Genomic DNA, 15,752 nt, shown 5'->3' on the forward strand with positions numbered 1-15,752 from the left:
GTGTCCACCACCCAAGCGCGCAAAGCGCGCGTCTCGCACCACCCACCGCCCACAACCCGCAGTTAAAGAAGTTCAGTTGCCGGCTCCCGACACAAGTACCGGCGAAGTCCGCGCCAGCCACGAATCCGGATTGATCGCGACCCGCCCGCCGTTCCGATACACCCCGAAATGCAGGTGCGGCGACGTGCCCCGCGCGTTCCCGGTGTTCCCGACGAGTCCGATGCGGTCCCCGGCCCGCACCCGTTCCCCCGGCCGCACGTCCTGCCGGTCCAGGTGCGCGTAATACAGCTCCAGGTCTTCGCCGTCGGGTCGCATCCAGATCACCTTGCCGCCGATCGGCGTGTGGCGCACCGAGATGATCACGCCGTCGGTTGCAGCCAGCACGGGCGTGCCGCGTGGCGCGAAGATGTCCACGCCTTCATGGCGGCGGCCGCCGCCGCGCGGGTCGCCCCAGTCGCTGCGGATCGCGCCGGCGTCACGCCCCTCGACCGGGAAGACGTAGCGCGATGCCGGCAGCGTGCGGTACGACGTCGCGTCCGCGATCACGGGTGCGCCGGAAGCCCCGTCGCCCTCGATCGTGAGCTGGAACGTGCCGACCAGCCCGAGTTCCGGCTGCACGCGCAGCACGTAGCGGCCGCCATCGCGTGAGATGGTCTGGGCCCGCTGCCGGCCCGCATCGACCAGGCGAGTCTGCGAGCCCTGCTGCATGAACAGCTCGACGAACGCCGCTGCAGGATGCCCCAGTCCGGACAGTGTCGCATGCAGGCGGCCGCCGGGCACGAGGTCGAATGCGTAGGCGCCCACGGTGGTGGTCAGCTCGTCGAGCTGGTAGTAGGTGGTGTACGGGAGCTGCACGGACATCGGCGAGGCGAGCGCCCTGTCGCCTGCTTCGCTCCAGCGCGCGATCGACGGATCGGACGCGCGGGCACGCTCACGGATGTACTCGTCGCGTGCGGGTGACGACGTGGCCGGCTGCCCGCTCTCGAATGCGGGCGCGCAGGCAGCGGACAGGACGATCAGCACGTGGACGAGCCACGTGACGGCATGCGAGCGGCAGTGCTGCACCGCTTCCTCCTGTGAAACTGGTATGACACGGGGCGCTCGACACGCGGACCATCCGGGGAGGAGGGACGCCGCAAAGCCGTCGAACGCGGGCAATGTAATGCCGACGACGCCCGGCGTACAACCCTGGCGTGTCGGGGTATCGCAGCGCCCGCGTCCTGCCTAACCTTTCAGGCCATGAGTGCTTCCGTCACGATCCGCGATCCGCTGTGGGACACGATCCGTGTCGACCCGGTCGCGATGCAGATCGTCGATGCGCCCGCGTTCCAGCGGCTGCGCCACATCCGCCAGCTCGGGCTCGCCTACCTCGTGTATCCGGGCGCGACGCACACGCGCTTCGATCATGCGCTCGGCGTCTACCACCTTGCGCACCGCGCGCTCGCTGCACTGCGCGCACGCGACGCGCTCGATGGCATCGACGAATCGGACTGCGCGCTGATCCCCTTTGCGGCGCTGCTGCACGACATTGGCCATTACCCGTTCTCGCATGCGCTCGAGGAGCTGCAGGCGGACCGGATCCCTGGCCATCACGAGGCGCTCGTCGGCCGCTTCCTCGCGGACGAGACGGTCGCGGCCGCGCTCGCGCAGGTCGCGCCCGATGCTGGCCAGCAGGTCGAGATGCTGATCCGCGGCATCTCGGTGAATCCGCTCCAGGGACTCGTGAGCGGGAGCCTCGATCTCGACAAGATCGAGTACCTGATGCGCGATGCGACCTTTGCGGGTGTGCCGTATGGCCGCGTCGACGTCGATCGCCTGCTGCACGGCCTCACACTGCTGTGCGACGAGACCACCGGTCACTTCGAGGTCGGCGTGCACGAGAAGGGCGTCGCCGCGCTCGAGTCGCTGCTGTTCGCGAAGTACCAGATGTTCCGCAACGTGTACTGGCACCACGCGGTGCGCGCCGCGACCGTGATGTACAAGCGCATCGTGAACGACGCGCTCGATGCCGCGCTGCTCGCGCCGGACGAGCTCGTCGGCCAGACGGACGAAGGTGTGCTGTACCTGATCGCCGGCCGTGCGGAACGCGAGGACCCGCAGGCGCAGTCCGTCGCCGCACGCGTTGGCGCGCTGCGCATGCGCCGGCTGCCCAAGCGTGCAGCCGAGGTCGTCGCGGCCGAGCTGGACGAGAACGCGATCGGTGACTGGATCGAGACGGACACGCCGCTCAAGCGGGAGGTAGAGGAGCGCATCGCGCAGGAGCTGGCACTCGCACCCGGCGACGCGTTCCTCGATTATCCGGAAAAGTCGAAGATGTTCGGGCTCGACCTGCTGGTGCAGCGGCGCACCGGAGAAGTGATCCGGCTGGGACCCGAGGGGCGCGCCGGCCTCATCGGGCTGCCCGAAGTCGCCGACGAGCTGTACCGCACGGCGCGTGTGCTCCGGTTGTTCACGCTCAACGGCAGGCGCGTCGTCGAGCCTGCCGCACTCGCACGGCTTGCGCAGCGCTCCAACGAGGAAATGATCGAGCGGCTGGAAAACGACGGGCCGCTGCTCGGCTGAGCAGCGGCCCCCATGTCCGCGGCAGTCGACGCAGCGGCTACGAGATCGTCACCTTCTTCATCTTCACCTCCTCGACCGGCCGGTCGTTCCGCCCCGTCTTCACCTTGCCGATCTTCTCGACGACGTCCAGGCCGTCCGTCACGCGCCCGAAGATCGCGTGCTTGTTGTCGAGCCACGGTGTCGCCGCCAGCGTGATGAAGAACTGCGAGCCGCCCGTGTTCGGTCCCGCGTTCGCCATCGACAGGATGCCCTTGCTGTCGTGGCGCAGCTCCGGGTGGAACTCGTCCTTGATCTTGTAGCCCGGCCCGCCGGTGCCCGTCCCTTCGGGGCAGCCGCCCTGGATCATGAAACCGTCGATCACGCGGTGAAAGATCAGGTCGTCGTAATAGCCCTTCTGCGCGAGATCCGCGAAATTCTTCGCGGTGTTCGGCGCCCGGTCATCGAACAGCTCGACCGTGAAATCGCCGAGCGACGTCTCGAAACGCGCGGTGCGGTTGCTCATCGTCTGTACTCCTAGAGGTTGATCGTCAGGCCGGCCGTCAGGAACTGGTCCTCGCCCCCGACACCTTCCGCGGGCGTCGAGTCGAGCCGGTACTTGTAGCTGAACGTGAGCGCGAGCCGGCTGTTCAGGATCGCACTCAGCTTGGTGGTCGAGTCGATGTCGTAGTCGCCGAGCTCGTTGTGCACCGGCTTGTAGAAGGTCGTGTTCTCGACCTGCCAGCCTTCGTTCATCCGCCGCAGTGCGCGTGCACGCACCGACCACCGCGCATTGTTGCGCGTTTCCGGTGCGGGATCCGTGCCGATCGCCCGGAAGTTCTCGTACGTGTGCAGCAGCGCGAGGCTGAGCGACGCGCTCGTCACATCGCCGCGGGCGATCGTGTACTTCGCGCCCGCGCCGCCGTCCGTGCGGAGATCGATGCGCTTGAAGGGGTCACGCTCTGCTGCCACGTAGAAGAAGGGCGACCAGCTGCCAGCAGGGAAGAGATCGAAGCTGATCGAGCTCTGCAGGTGGCGCGCAACCACCTCGTTCTCGCTCTCGCCGTAGCGGTACGACGTCGCCCACTCCAGCTCGAAGCGTTCCTTCTCCCTGTGCTCGATCGAGAACCCGGTCGAAAGCGTGATCAGGTCGGTGTTGCCGCGCGAGCCGTTGAAGCCGAACTCGAGCTGTGACATCCAGCGGTCGGGCTCGGGTTCCGGTTGCGGCATGGACGGCAGCGCCTGTGCGAGCGGTGCCGGGGCCGTCACCGGCACGCTGAGGGTGTCCGGAACGGGCGCCAGGGAATCCGGTACGGGCGGAGCTGGCACCGTGTCCGGCTGCTGCGCGTTGAGCGCTGCCGGGAACAGAAGGCACGTAAGGACGATGGAGTACAGACGCTTCAGCATGATCCCGGCAATGGCTACTGCAAGCCGATCGCGATGGCGACCAGGATGGCGATGATTCCGATGGCAACGAGGCCCAGGAACAGCGGCAATACGAAGCGCAGCCAGCGGTCGTATCGAACGCCCGCCGCTGCGATCACCGCCATCAGTGCACCGTTGGTCGGCGTGATCAGCTCCGTGAGGCCTGCGCCGTACTGGTACGCCAGGATCGTAACCTGCCGCGACAGGCCAAGCAGGTCCGAGAGCGGAACCAGGATCGGCATGGTCAGCACGGCCTGCCCGCTCACGCTCGGCACCGGCACGTGCAGCAGCGCGTGCAGCCCGACCATGCCGATCGCCGACAGCCCTGCCGGCAGGCCGGCCAGCGGCTGCACCAGCCCGTTCACCAGCGTGTCCACGACCCGGCCGGACTCGAGCACGACGTAGATGGCGCTTGCGAAACCGATCAGCAGAGCGGAGAACGCCATCTCACGGAACCCCTGCACGTACGCCGCAGACGTCCCATTGATCCCCAGCCCGCCGAGCAGGCCCGCTGTGACGCCCAGCACGAAGAACACGGCGGACATCTCGTTGAAGCCCCAGCCCCAGCGGATCAGGCCGGTAATGAAGATGCCGAACGCCGCGACAGTGAGGGCCAGGATCAGCGTGGTGCGCGCGTCGAGCGACGATTCCGACGTATCGACCGTGGCCACATCCGGAGCCGTCGCGGTGCGGCGCGCGTGGCGGATCGTCGCGAAGATCCAGAACCCGAGCGCGGGCAGAAAGGCGGCCATGCGGAATGCCGCGCCCGAGAAGAGCGGCACGTCGGCCAGTCGCTGCGCGATCGCGACCTGGAACGGGTTGACCGGGCTGAACGACGAGCCCAGCGACGCGGCGCCGATGCTCATCGCGACCGCGGTCACCGGGTCGAAGCCGAAGCGGCGTGTCAGGATCAGGAGCACCGGGATCAGCGCGACGATCTCTTCCTGCATGTTCTGCAGCGCGCCCGCCGTTGCGAACACGATGCAGGAGATCGGGATCACCCACGTGCCGTGGTTCTGGAGCCGGCGCGCGAGCCGGTCGATGCCGCGTCGCAGCGCGCCCGTCTGGTCGATCACGACGAAGGCGCCGCCGACCAGGAAGACCAGCACGACCACCTCGGCCGCGTTGATGAGCCCCTGCGGAATCGCGACCAGCGCCTCGAAGGGTCCGACCGGCGCGGCCTCCACGCCCTCGTAAGTCCCGGCGACCACGACGGTTCGCCCGGTCTCCGCGTCCTCGACGCGCTGGTAGGCACCCGCCGGCAGGATCCACGTCAGCACCGCCGCCAGCAGGATGCCGGCGGTCAGCAGCGCGAGCGGATGCGGAAAGCGGTCTTCGGTGTCCATGGAGGCGGGCAGTGTGGCGGCTTCGGCCCGACCGCACAAGGGCACTCCGACAGGGCGGCGGTGCTTCCAGCGCTCGCGTGGCGGCGGGATCGGTGCGGCGTGCGCGTGCTTTTTCGCGCTCGCCGCATTTCGTCTTCAGTAGCCTTCCTTCTTCAGTAGCGCGCGTCCATGCCCATCACCAGGCGGAAGGTGTCGCGGGCGATCAGGAGCTCCTCGTCGGTGGGGATGACCCAGGCCTGGAGGCGGGAGCCTTCGCGGTGGATGGGGCCCTCGTTGCCGTTGACTGCCGTGGCGTTCAGGTCGGGGTCGAGGTCGAGGCCGAGGAACTGGAGGCCCTCGCAGATGCGGGCGCGGACCTTTGCGCCGTTTTCGCCGATGCCTCCGGTGAACACGATCGCTTCCGCGCCGCCCATCGCGGCGAGGTAGGAGCCGATGTACTTGCGGGCGCGGTAGGCGAAGATATCGATCGCCAGGCGGGCGCGGCGGTCGTCGTTCTCGGCTTCTTCTGCGAGCAGCTCGCGCATGTCATGCGTCAGGCCGGAGATGCCGAGCAGGCCGGACTGCTTGTTGAGCAGCGCCTCGATCTCGTTCAGCGTCTGGCCTTCCTTGACCGCAATGAAGTCGAGGATTGCCGGGTCGAGATCCCCGCTGCGCGTGCCCATTACCAGGCCCTCGAGCGGGGTGAACCCCATCGACGTGTCGATCGAGTTGCCACCCTGGATCGCGCAGGCCGAGCAGCCGTTGCCGAGGTGGATCGTGATCAGGTTCGTCTGGTCGCGGGTGCGGCCGGTCAGCCTGCGGTAACGGTACGCCACGTAGCGGTGTGACGTGCCGTGGAAGCCGTAGCGGCGGACCTTGTAGCGGCGGTACAGCGAGTACGGGATCGCGTACAGGTACGCGTGCGCGGGCAGTGTCTGGTGGAAGGCGGTGTCGAAGACCGCGACCTGCGGCACGTCGCCGAGCGTTTCCCGCACCGCCGCGATGCCCTTCAGGTTGTGCGGGTTGTGCAGCGGAGCGAGCTCGATCATCTCCTCGATCTCCCGCAGCACGACCGGGTCGATCTTGACCGACTTGCTGAACTGCTCACCACCGTGCACCACGCGATGGCCGACCGCGTCGATGTCGCGGATTGCAGAAAGGTCGGTGCCCGACTCCTCGCTGGCCAGCCACCGCAGCACGGCATCCACCGCTGCCCGATGATCGCGGATCGGCCGCGCCGTCTTGAGACTGCGATTGCCCGAGCTGAACCGGAGCAGCGCTTCGCCGCCGATGCGATCCACGATGCCGCGTGCGAGCCGCTCGTCCGTGTCGTTCGCGATCCGCTCCTGGTCCGTGCGCACGAGCTGGAACTTGAGCGACGAGGAGCCGGCGTTCAGGACGAGGATGTTCATCGATTCACGTGCTCGTGGTTCACGGGTGCGCGGATAGTAGCAGGATGCGCGCTGGGAGGAAATCGGTGGACATCACGCCGCAGCGCAGGCCACGGTGTTCATCGGGGGAAACGCAGGCGTCGTCGCGCGCAGGGAGCTCGGAAGGCTTCGCCAGGGACCCGCATGAGAAAGACCGGGCCGCAGCGTTGCGCCGCGGCCCGGCCGTTTCGATGGCGCATGCCGGAGATCAGCGGAAGCCGCCGAAGCCCACCGCAATGCCCAGGTGCACACTCAGCACGCGCGCTTCGCTCTCGATCGCATGAATCGTGATGGAGCCGTCCGGGTTGTCCTCGATGCCGCCCTCCGTGACATACGTCACTTCGCCGTTGCCGTGATAGCGCGTGCCCAGGTCGATCGAGATCGGCAGACGGCCGCGGCTCACCGGGATCATCACGCCACCGCCCACGCTCCACTGGAAGACGGTGTCGTCGAAATTCGTGTCGCTCGCGAAGTTCTGGCCGCTGTCGTCGCCCTTTACATGCGACGTCGTCGCGAAGTAGGACAGACCTACCGCCCCGTTCGCGTACGGGCGGATCGGTCCGCTCGGCAGCATGACCTGCGGGCCGACGCCGAGGTACGCGATGTTGTTGTCCGTCGTGACGTCGACCGTGATGCGGCCGCCGATCGTGCCGCTCAGCGGGACTCGGAACGTCTCGTGGCCGTAGTTCATGAAGCCGCCGTCCAGCCGCAGCGCAAAGGCCGGCGCGGACTGCGGGGTCCAGGCGAAGAACCCGCCCAGTCCCCATGCATTGTTCACGTAGTTGCTGAACTCGCCCTGGGGTGCGCCGTAGATGGCGTTGAGTCCGCCACTGAAGTTGCGCGAGCGAGGTGCTTCCTGCGCCAGGACCGCTGCCGGTGCGGCGAGCGCAATCAGCAGCAGGGCGGTAATGGGCCGGTACATCGGGGTGCTCCTTCAAGGGAGAGGCGTCGTGATACCCACTAGTACGACGCGAGCCCGGCCACCGGTTCCACGCGAGGTGCTGCTGCCGCACGTGGTGAAGTACCCAACCCATCCCCGGGCGGGGCGTTGCTCCTGCCGTTGCGGGCGAACGCGAAGTCTCCCCGCGGGGACGCTACTCCTGCGCCTCCCGGTGAAGCACGTACACGTTCCGCTGGGCGGTGGGCAGCACCACCATGTTCAGGACGTTGACGTGCGGCGGGGCACTGGTGACGTAGTGCACGGCGTCGGCAATGTCCTCCGGCCGGAGCGGCTGAAACCCCTGGTATACCTTGCGGGCGCGCTCCTCGTCGCCGGCGAAACGGACGACCGAGAACTCGGTCTCGACCATGCCGGGGTCGATGCTCGAGACCCGGACGGGCGTGCCGACCACGTCCACGTTGATCGCCTCCGTCAGTGCCCTCACGCCGAACTTGGTCGCGTTGTAGACGTTGCCGCTTGGATAGACCCAGTGACCGGCCGTGCTGCCGATGTTGATGATGTGCCCGCGCCCGAGACGGATCATGTGCGGGAGCACTGCGCGCGTCACGTTGAGCAGCCCCTTCAGGTTCGTGTCGATCATCCGGTCCCAGTCGTCGAAGCTGCCGTCCTGGATGCCCGACAGGCCACTGGCGAGCCCGGCATTGTTCACCAGCACGTCCGGAACGGCCTCCGCCTCCACCAGCGAGTCCACCGCTTTCAGGACCGCCGCCCGGTCACGCACATCGACGCCCGCGATGTGGACATGCCGGCCGTGCGCCGTCTCGATCTCGTCGGCCAGGCGTGCGAGCCGCTCCGCTCGCCGGGCCCACAGCACGAGGTCGCAACCCTCCGCGGCAAACCGACGCGCACACGCCGCGCCGATGCCCGAGCTCGCGCCGGTGATCAGGATCCGCCTGCCTGCCATTGCTGTCATGGTTCAGCTCCGCACGAGGAAAGTGAGGAGCGAAAAGCTAGGAATGGGAAGCGCCGGTGGCTACCGCGCGGGAGCCGGTCGGAACGCAACGGGGCGGTCGGCGGACGGAGCGTTGTTACGTGTTGGGGCGCGGTGAATGCGAAAAGGGAGACGCATCAAGGATAGTTCGGGCCGGCGATGCTCCAGCCGAAAGGGGCCGCACGCGCCCGCCGCCGACGCGGCAGAGCATGCGTGCGGCCCCGCTCCGTCAGAACGTGACGCCGACCAGGACCGGAATCGTCGTCAGGTCCGTGTCACCACCGATCCGCAGCGCGCGAGCCTCCGCGAACACGCCCAGGCTGCCCAGTCCGAGCCGCAGCCCGGCGCCGCCCGTGAAGCCGAACTCGCCGTTGGATGCGTCCCCCTCGGAGGTATCAACGCTCACATCGTAGTAGCCGACACCCGCAATGAGGTACGGCTTGATGACGACGAGCGGCATGTCGAGCAGCAGGTTGACGCCACCGCCGAGGATGTCGACGCTCGCATCATCCCCAGCGCTGTACGTCTGGTAGATGCCGTCCAGCCGAACGTCCGGCAGCATCGGCAGCCCGACGTTGAGCGAGCCCTGGAAGTGAAGGCCCGTGTCGACACCATCCCCGAAATCACCCGTCGGGAAGGCAGCGCCTACACCGGCGCCGACACTGATCTGTGCGTTCGCGGCCGCCGGCACCAGCGCCAGGAACATGGCCGTGAGCAGGATGCGTCCTCGCATGTACTGACCTCTTGTGAAATGGGTGAGTGAGCTGCGGTCGGAAAAATAGGACGCGGCGGCGGCGTAGTAAACGATGTCGTGCGCTGATGCGCCTGGCAGGCAACAACTTGCGCAGGTCAGCGAAAAACTTGCGGGCCACGCGCGCACGTGGGGAGGCGAGTCGCAGCGCGCCGTCGTGTACTCGTTACGGCGACTCTCGCATCCAACCTTTGCGCGATCCGTTCGTGCTGACGAGGAGGTAGTCACCGAAGCGCGCATACACGTCCACGCGTTCAGCAGGCATGACGCTGTCCATCACCGCGGCACTGGCGACCGGCCGTTCCAGGAGCGGCGTCGCGTCACCGGGTGTCAGCTCTTCGACCGGCGCTGCGGCGACGTCGGCAACACTGGCGGCGAGGTAGCCGCTGCGGCCGTCCGGCAAACGCACGCGGTACCACGAACCGGTCCCCGCGACCACCCGCGCAGCCGTGTGCACCGGCAACTCTGCCATGACGTCCGCGTCCGGATCGGGCGCGGCTCGAAGACGCGCGCCCTCACTCGTGCCACGCAGCCACGCCCCGAACGCGCTGGTGTCGACGGCCAGGGACGGCGGGCTGCGCTCCGGTCGGTGCACGAACGGCAGCGGATCCAACGGTCCCTCGCCGCGGCTGTATATCCCGAAGTGCAGGTGCGGCGGCGTCGTTCGCGCATTGCCGCTGTTCCCCACGAGACCCACCGTGTCTCCCGCCCGCACGTCCATGCCGGCCGTCACGAGCTGGCTGTCGAGGTGCGCATAGTAGAGGGAAAGGCCCCGCCGCTCGTCGCGCAGCCACACGACGCGTCCCCCGCGATTCGTCTCGTTCACGCGACGCACGTGCGCATCCGCCACGGCAACCACGGGTGTGCCGCGTGGCGCGAAGATGTCGATGCCGTGGTGCTCGCGCGCGCCCGCGTCGCGCGGGTCTCCGAAGACACTCTGCACCGCCGAGCGACCGCGGCCACTGACGGGAAACGCAAGTGCGGCGGCTCTCGAGATGCGCAGCGTATACCGGCCGCCACGCAGCAGCTCCGGCTGCATGCGAACCGCGTACTCGCCCGGCCGCCGTGGTTCGAACTCCAACGACCGTTCCGCGCTGTCAGCACTCGACACCGGTTCCAACACGGCTGCAGTGTCGGAGCCCGCGCGGAACAGGTCGAGGAATGTGAGTGCAGCCGTGTCGGAGTGGAGCGTGAGTGCTACGCTGATGCGTTCGCCGCGAACGACATCGAAGCGTACCGCAACGGCCAGCGGCTCGGTCGGGGCAAGGTAGCCGCTCTCCTCGTACGGCAGATCCACCAGCGGCGCATTCGTCAACGCCGCTTCACCGGCGGCAATCCAGTCGCGTACGGCCGCGCTTGAGGCCAGACCGGCACTCTCCAGGCGATGCACATACGACTCACGCGGCGTCGCACCATCGAACAGCCGGCGCACGTCCTCCACCGGGTCGCACGCGGCAAGCACGACCGCGATGGGCAGGACGAAGCGCCGGGCAGCCGGCCAGCGATGTCGCATGCTGGAACGTAGCGAACAGAACCGCACCGAATAAGGCCGCTCGTCGCGAAAGGGTCGGGCCCCGTACGAGGCGCGCTACCGGCGTTCGGAGGATGGAGAACAGGCGAAATGATGCAGGAAGGGGCTCCTGACGCGGCCAGGAGCCCCTCTATGGGGATCGTTACGGCGGGTGTTTGTACCGCAGGTTCGGGTGGAACGGCCGAGGGGCCGGTCCGGTGAGACCTGAAGCTGTCGGAGTCCGCCCCGGCGTTTCCGCCACCCCCCTCCGACGCAACCCTCTGTATCCTCGGGACACCGGAAGATACATCAACCCACCACAAAAAACATAGGCAGTTTCTGCCCATCTTTTTTTTCGGCCGCTGTCACATCTTGTACGCCCACGACGCGCCATGCCGGCGTGCGTGCCGCGGGAGATGAGGAAAGTGATCCATTCGGTCATTGCGTTGACAGGCATCGTCGTGTTCGGCGTGCTCGGTCTGCGCGGGGCACAGGAGGCAGAGCGGCCCGATACGCTCGAGTCCGCCTGTGAGCGTGCGGGCGCGCGTATCGGCTCTGCGGTCGTGCGTCAGCCGTGGCGCGCGGCGTATGCGGGCAACGGCGTCGAGGTGCAGTTCTGCGTACTGCGTGGTGCATACAATTCGCCGCTCGAGTTCGAACGGAACGCCGAGATCGTGCACTTCGTCGTCGTCGGAACACAGCGCGAGCCGGTGAGCGATCGCTACACGTTCAAGGTGACGACGTCGCGCGGTCGGGAGCTGGTGCAGGGGCCGGCCGCAATCGAGGCGGGGCCCGGGTTCCGGCGTGGGTGCCGAGCCGACGTGTGTCAGTTCATAACGGAGCCGGGTGAGTTCGTCAGTGCGGTGGGGGTGCAATCGGAGCATGCGGTCCCACTGGGACGTTAACCCCGATCTGCACTCCCGCGCCTGACTGTCCTCTCCTGCCGTTTCGAAACTTGCCGCGCCCTGCTTCGATCGCAGAGCGGGCATGCAGCTGCACAACAGTATGCTGGTCCCGGGCGGGTGCAACGCTTACCATGCGAGCGCACACGGCACTTCACCGTGTTCTACCATGAAACCGCAGGAACAACTGAGGAGGCCGGAGATGGCTAGGCTCGCGAAGATCGTGCTGCATTTCGACGACGGCACGACGCACGAGGTGGACAGGAGGTATTCGGCAGTCTACAGGAACGCGGAGCGTGCAAGACGGGCCAATGAAAAGGGGCCACCCTGGGACAAGCCGCCGCACGAGCGCGGGTCGAACGCGGGCAATCCGGACGTGCGCGATATGGGCAAGGACGATTCGAGCAACGATCTCGATCCGCAGCGCTGCTACGAGATAAACGGAACCATCATCTGTCCGTAGCGTTGAGCAGCCGACGTCCTGTCGAGTCCAGCGGCTCGAGGATGCGACTTCCGAGGAGGCGCTGTCTGTCACGGGGCAGCGCCTCCATGTACTCGCGAATCAGAACCAGCGCGCGTTCCTGCTCGCCGATGCGCAGCAGGCCGTTGGCGGCAAGTGGACGGACCATGGATGCGCCGGCGGATGCAGCCACCGCGCGCGCAAGCACGACGCGCGCGCTATCGGCCATGCCAGCGCGGGCATAGCTGACCCCGACCAGGGCGGTGAGCTGCGCGTTGATCTGCCGGTTGTCTGCGACGTACGGGACTCGCCTGGCCGCATCGAGTGCGAGCAGGGACTTGCGGACATCGGGTGTGCCCTCCCGTCCAAACGCGAGCAGCATCAGCTCACAGCGATACCGCAGCCAGCTTCCCTCCGCTCGACGGCGCATCTCGTCACACCATTTTGCCGCTTCGTCATCGTTCCCGAGCTCGAACGCCGTTTCAAAGAGGCGGTGGAGCACGTCTTCCACGTTGCCGGCGTACGCATCCGCGCGGTAGGCGCGCAACGCGGCATCATGGGCTCGTCGGTAATCTCCTCGGATCACGTATATCTGGCTGAGCAGTGACTCGGCACGTGCGCGATACGGGTCGACTGCGAGCGCGGCCCTTGCGTCTGCTTCCGCCTGTTCGAGGAGTTCCGGCTTCTCCTCCGTGGCATAGATGGAAGCGATGAACCGAATCGCCGCACGCTGCTCCAGCGCCTCCGCATCGTTCGGTCCTTCTGCGATGGCGCGATTGCCGGCCGCTTCCGCGCTGTCGAGCAGGGCGAGGGGGTCACCCGTCTGAAGCAACGCCGCGGCGTGAAACGTCCGGCTGCGCTCCACCCAGGCGCCCACGTAGTGCGGATCGAGACGGATCGCCTCGTCCAGGTGTCGCAGTGCGGTCTCTATGCTCGTTGCAGCGTTGCCGCCGGGTGCCGGGTTGAGACGCTCCTGCCGGGCGATCTGGACCAGCTCCCATGCCCGCTGGCTTTCCGTTTCCCGCCGATACTCCCGTCGCTCCACCTGGTGCCCCAGCTGCTCGCGCAGCATCCACTCCACGGACATGGCCATGGAATCCAGGAGTGCGAACAGATCGCCCTGCTCCTTCTCGACAGTGCTCGCGGCGAGTGTCGTTCCCACCCGCGCATCGATCAGCTCCACGTGCACGCGCAGCCGGTCGTCCGAACGAGCGACCGTGGCACCCACGAGCGCGCCCACATTCAGTGCGCGGCCGATGCTGTCGAATGTTGCGGCTGCGAACTGCCGTGTCGTGCTCGGCGAAACGATCGACAGTCGCCCTACCCCGGTGAGGCGATCCGTCAAGGTCGCCGCCAGGCCGTCGGCCACATGGGCGAGCTGTCCACCCTCGCTCACGTCCCGGAACGGCAGGATCGCGATGCGGTCGAGCGGCTGCTCCGGGCCGATCGCGAGCGGATCGCGGCTGCGGCTGAACTCGCTCAGCGCGACATACAGGCCGCTGACCAGGACCAGCGCAACGAGAATGGCAACGCTGCCGCGCCGGAGCGTCATGTGCTTGGTTCGCTGGCGGCGGGCCGGTCGGAAGACGGCCCGCACGCCGGAGCCGTCGGGAGAGGTGCCGTGCTCCGGCTGGCCCCCAACCGCTGCAACCGCCGTGTGATCCTGCGGCGCCGGATTCATCGCGCCGGCGGCTTCGATCAGCCCCGCGCGCACTGCGGCAGCGCGCCGATGCTCCGCCTCGGCCGACGGCTCGCGACGCACCAGCCCCTGCGCCGCCTTTTCGACCATGGCGTCGGTCTCGCCGCCACCGGCATCCCGCCGGATCGCCTCCACCAGTGCTGCCGTTTCCGGCGACGGCTCGACCTCGTACTCCACTGCCAGCCGCCGCGCGAACTCCTCGTGCGTGCGCAGCGCTCCCGCGCGATCGCCGGTCCGGACCAGCAGCTCCAGCACCTTCCGGTGTGCCTGCTCGTCGAACGGCGTCAGCGCCGCAGCCCAGCGCGCCCAGTGCGCCGCCATCCCGGCGTTGCCCACCTGTTCCTCTGACGCGGCGAGCGCCCACGCCGCCTCGGAGGCGCGCCCCCGCAGCCGGTCCCGCTCGCCGTCCAGCCACTTCTCCCACTCCGGCGCTTCCGAGATGTGGAAGCCCGGCATCAGCTCGCCCGTGTACAGGTTCAGCGCATCGGCGGTGCGACCGGCCTCGAGCAGCGCCTCGAATTCGACGACGTCGCACCACACCTCACCCGCGCTCAGCTCGATCTCTTCGCCGAATCGCCCCGCGAACAGGGCCGGGTGAATCTTCTGGCGAAGGAAATAGATAGCCTGCGAGAGGGATTTGCGGGCGCTCGCCTCGTCGGACTCGCCCCAGAACATGCCGGTCAGGGTGTCGCGCCGCTGCGGCCCACGCGGGCGCGCGGCCGCCAGAAAGGCGAGCAGTGCCAGCCTTTTGGGTTGCTGCAGGACAGCGCGAATGTCCCGGCCGTCGCCGTCCAGGAGACGGACGCTGCCGAGGAGATGGAGCCGGATCATGCTGGTGAAGCCTCGCGCCGCGGTATCACCTGAGAGGTGAGAGGACCGTGAAAGGCGCGTGATTGCGTGGGTTTATCGTGCTCCAAGGTAAGCGGCGCCGGCGCGGCCGGCAACCAACTGAACGGAGGGCATGAGAATGTCTGGAGCAGCAGTCGCGACCGCGGAGACATGGATGCACGACGAGTCGGAGCTGGGGGCAGTCGTCCGGGATGTGGCGCATCGGATGGCAATGGCGCTGGGTGCGGTCCGTGGTCGGCGTCCGCAGGTCGTCCGTGAGGTCCGGCTGCCGGAGGCCGCCTACCGGGTGCGGGGCAGTGTCCTGCCGCAGGGGGAGTCGAGCGTGCCAGCGATCGTGGTGATGCTGGAGCGGGTGGACTCGCTGCCGTCGGACGATGAGCTGCGGGCGCACTTCGGCCTGACGCGCAAGGAAGTCGGCGTGGCCCGCTTGCTGGCCGAGGGGATGACGAACGGTGAGCTGGCCGAGGCGCTGACGATCAGCCCGCACACGGCGCGGCATCACACGGAGAACGTGCTCTCGAAGCTGTCGGTGCCGAGCCGGCGGGCGGTGCGCGAGCGGCTGATGGAAGCGGCCAGTGCTCTCGGTTGATGCGGGGATGGAGGAGCCCTGGGGCGACGTCCCGGCGCTGCCTGCTGAGCGGCCGCCGCTGGTCAGAGGCGGCTGGATCGACCGTGTCGTGGCGATCGTTGCCGTTGTCGCGGGCGCTGTGAGCGCGCTGCGGCTCAGCGAATCGCGCGATCGGATCATGGTGGTGGAAACCCGGGGACGTCGGCGGGCGTAGATGCGCACGTCCAGTTCCCGGGAGACGTACGATGATCGCAGCCGCAGCACTGCTGGCGCTTCTGCTCCAGCAGCCCGACCCGGCCCGTCCTGCCCGGGCCGACAGCGTCGCGCAACAGGACAGCGTTCCGCAACAGAATGAGCGGGGAGGGCGCGAGCAGCTCCCGCCGCCGACGCCCGCGCAGCTCAC

At 67.9% G+C, this 15,752-nt stretch carries 15 protein-coding genes; 5 read left to right on the forward strand and 10 right to left on the reverse strand.

Annotated elements, in window-relative coordinates; all coding sequences use genetic code 11:
• Window positions 1-72: 72 nt before the first annotated feature.
• Window positions 73-1,065: a M23 family metallopeptidase gene (locus VFU06_09385; protein HEU5209612.1), complete on the reverse strand. Its 993-nt coding sequence runs from the start codon at window positions 1,063-1,065 to the stop codon at window positions 73-75.
• A gap of 174 nt (window positions 1,066-1,239) precedes the next feature.
• On the opposite strand from VFU06_09385, the gene VFU06_09390 reads away from it, so the two are divergent.
• Window positions 1,240-2,562, forward strand: a complete 1,323-nt coding sequence (locus VFU06_09390; GenBank protein ID HEU5209613.1) for an HD domain-containing protein — start codon at window positions 1,240-1,242, stop codon at window positions 2,560-2,562.
• A gap of 37 nt (window positions 2,563-2,599) precedes the next feature.
• On the opposite strand, the gene VFU06_09395 is transcribed toward VFU06_09390, so the two are convergent.
• From VFU06_09395 to VFU06_09430, 8 genes are all read right to left on the reverse strand, one after another.
• The gene (locus VFU06_09395; protein ID HEU5209614.1) at window positions 2,600-3,064 is read right to left on the reverse strand and encodes a peptidylprolyl isomerase; all 465 of its coding nucleotides are present in this window, start codon (window positions 3,062-3,064) and stop codon (window positions 2,600-2,602) included.
• Between the two features lie 11 nt (window positions 3,065-3,075).
• On the reverse strand, window positions 3,076-3,945 hold the full coding sequence (locus tag VFU06_09400; GenBank protein ID HEU5209615.1) for a DUF481 domain-containing protein: 870 nt from the start codon (window positions 3,943-3,945) through the stop codon (window positions 3,076-3,078).
• A gap of 14 nt (window positions 3,946-3,959) precedes the next feature.
• Window positions 3,960-5,348, reverse strand: coding sequence for a Na+/H+ antiporter NhaC family protein (locus VFU06_09405; protein HEU5209616.1), 1,389 nt, complete (start codon window positions 5,346-5,348; stop codon window positions 3,960-3,962).
• Window positions 5,349-5,461: 113 nt separating this feature from the next.
• A complete protein-coding gene (locus VFU06_09410) occupies window positions 5,462-6,700 on the reverse strand; it encodes an acetate kinase (GenBank protein HEU5209617.1) in 1,239 nt (412 codons plus the stop codon).
• 226 nt (window positions 6,701-6,926) lie between these two features.
• Complete coding sequence (locus tag VFU06_09415; GenBank protein HEU5209618.1) at window positions 6,927-7,640, reverse strand: hypothetical protein; 714 nt, start codon at window positions 7,638-7,640, stop codon at window positions 6,927-6,929.
• Window positions 7,641-7,812: 172 nt separating this feature from the next.
• A complete protein-coding gene (locus VFU06_09420; protein HEU5209619.1) occupies window positions 7,813-8,592 on the reverse strand; it encodes an SDR family NAD(P)-dependent oxidoreductase in 780 nt (259 codons plus the stop codon).
• 247 nt (window positions 8,593-8,839) lie between these two features.
• A complete protein-coding gene (locus tag VFU06_09425) occupies window positions 8,840-9,343 on the reverse strand; it encodes an outer membrane beta-barrel protein (protein ID HEU5209620.1) in 504 nt (167 codons plus the stop codon).
• A gap of 184 nt (window positions 9,344-9,527) precedes the next feature.
• Entirely contained in the window at window positions 9,528-10,874 is a 1,347-nt protein-coding gene (locus VFU06_09430) for a M23 family metallopeptidase (GenBank protein HEU5209621.1), read from the reverse strand.
• Window positions 10,875-11,296: 422 nt separating this feature from the next.
• On the opposite strand from VFU06_09430, the gene VFU06_09435 reads away from it, so the two are divergent.
• Together VFU06_09435 and VFU06_09440 are read left to right on the forward strand one after the other, a co-directional pair.
• Window positions 11,297-11,776, forward strand: a complete 480-nt coding sequence (locus VFU06_09435; protein ID HEU5209622.1) for a hypothetical protein — start codon at window positions 11,297-11,299, stop codon at window positions 11,774-11,776.
• A 199-nt stretch (window positions 11,777-11,975) separates the two neighbouring features.
• Complete coding sequence (locus VFU06_09440; protein HEU5209623.1) at window positions 11,976-12,236, forward strand: hypothetical protein; 261 nt, start codon at window positions 11,976-11,978, stop codon at window positions 12,234-12,236.
• Here VFU06_09440 and VFU06_09445 read toward each other — a convergent pair.
• Window positions 12,223-14,763 carry a BTAD domain-containing putative transcriptional regulator gene (locus VFU06_09445; protein HEU5209624.1) on the reverse strand — a complete coding sequence of 847 codons (2,541 nt, stop codon included), beginning with the start codon at window positions 14,761-14,763 and terminating at the stop codon, window positions 12,223-12,225. The two genes, VFU06_09440 and VFU06_09445, sit on opposite strands and share 14 nt — an antisense overlap.
• Window positions 14,764-14,899: 136 nt before the next feature.
• Here VFU06_09445 and VFU06_09450 point away from each other — a divergent pair, with 136 nt between their 5' ends.
• Window positions 14,900-15,370, forward strand: a complete 471-nt coding sequence (locus tag VFU06_09450; GenBank protein ID HEU5209625.1) for a LuxR C-terminal-related transcriptional regulator — start codon at window positions 14,900-14,902, stop codon at window positions 15,368-15,370.
• Window positions 15,357-15,563 carry a hypothetical protein gene (locus VFU06_09455; protein HEU5209626.1) on the forward strand — a complete coding sequence of 69 codons (207 nt, stop codon included), beginning with the start codon at window positions 15,357-15,359 and terminating at the stop codon, window positions 15,561-15,563. Before VFU06_09450 ends, VFU06_09455 begins: the two co-directional genes overlap by 14 nt.
• Window positions 15,564-15,752 lie beyond the last annotated feature (189 nt).

The sequence above is a fragment of the Longimicrobiales bacterium genome (genome assembly GCA_035764935.1).
In the GTDB taxonomy this organism is placed as follows: Bacteria; Gemmatimonadota; Gemmatimonadetes; order Longimicrobiales; family RSA9; genus DASTYK01.

Excerpts from the sequence above, each read along its gene's own strand:
- VFU06_09390 (HEU5209613.1), top strand. The coding sequence starts at position 1,240 with ATGAGTGCTTCCGTCACGATCCGCGATCCGCTGTGGGACACGATCCGT.
- VFU06_09395 (HEU5209614.1), bottom strand. The coding sequence starts at position 3,064 with ATGAGCAACCGCACCGCGCGTTTCGAGACGTCGCTCGGCGATTTCACG.
- VFU06_09425 (HEU5209620.1), bottom strand. The coding sequence starts at position 9,343 with ATGCGAGGACGCATCCTGCTCACGGCCATGTTCCTGGCGCTGGTGCCG.
- VFU06_09400 (HEU5209615.1), bottom strand. The coding sequence starts at position 3,945 with ATGCTGAAGCGTCTGTACTCCATCGTCCTTACGTGCCTTCTGTTCCCG.
- VFU06_09410 (HEU5209617.1), bottom strand. The coding sequence starts at position 6,700 with ATGAACATCCTCGTCCTGAACGCCGGCTCCTCGTCGCTCAAGTTCCAG.
- VFU06_09420 (HEU5209619.1), bottom strand. The coding sequence starts at position 8,592 with ATGACAGCAATGGCAGGCAGGCGGATCCTGATCACCGGCGCGAGCTCG.
- VFU06_09440 (HEU5209623.1), top strand. The coding sequence starts at position 11,976 with ATGGCTAGGCTCGCGAAGATCGTGCTGCATTTCGACGACGGCACGACG.
- VFU06_09430 (HEU5209621.1), bottom strand. The coding sequence starts at position 10,874 with ATGCGACATCGCTGGCCGGCTGCCCGGCGCTTCGTCCTGCCCATCGCG.
- VFU06_09450 (HEU5209625.1), top strand. The coding sequence starts at position 14,900 with ATGTCTGGAGCAGCAGTCGCGACCGCGGAGACATGGATGCACGACGAG.
- VFU06_09445 (HEU5209624.1), bottom strand. The coding sequence starts at position 14,763 with ATGATCCGGCTCCATCTCCTCGGCAGCGTCCGTCTCCTGGACGGCGAC.
- VFU06_09415 (HEU5209618.1), bottom strand. The coding sequence starts at position 7,640 with ATGTACCGGCCCATTACCGCCCTGCTGCTGATTGCGCTCGCCGCACCG.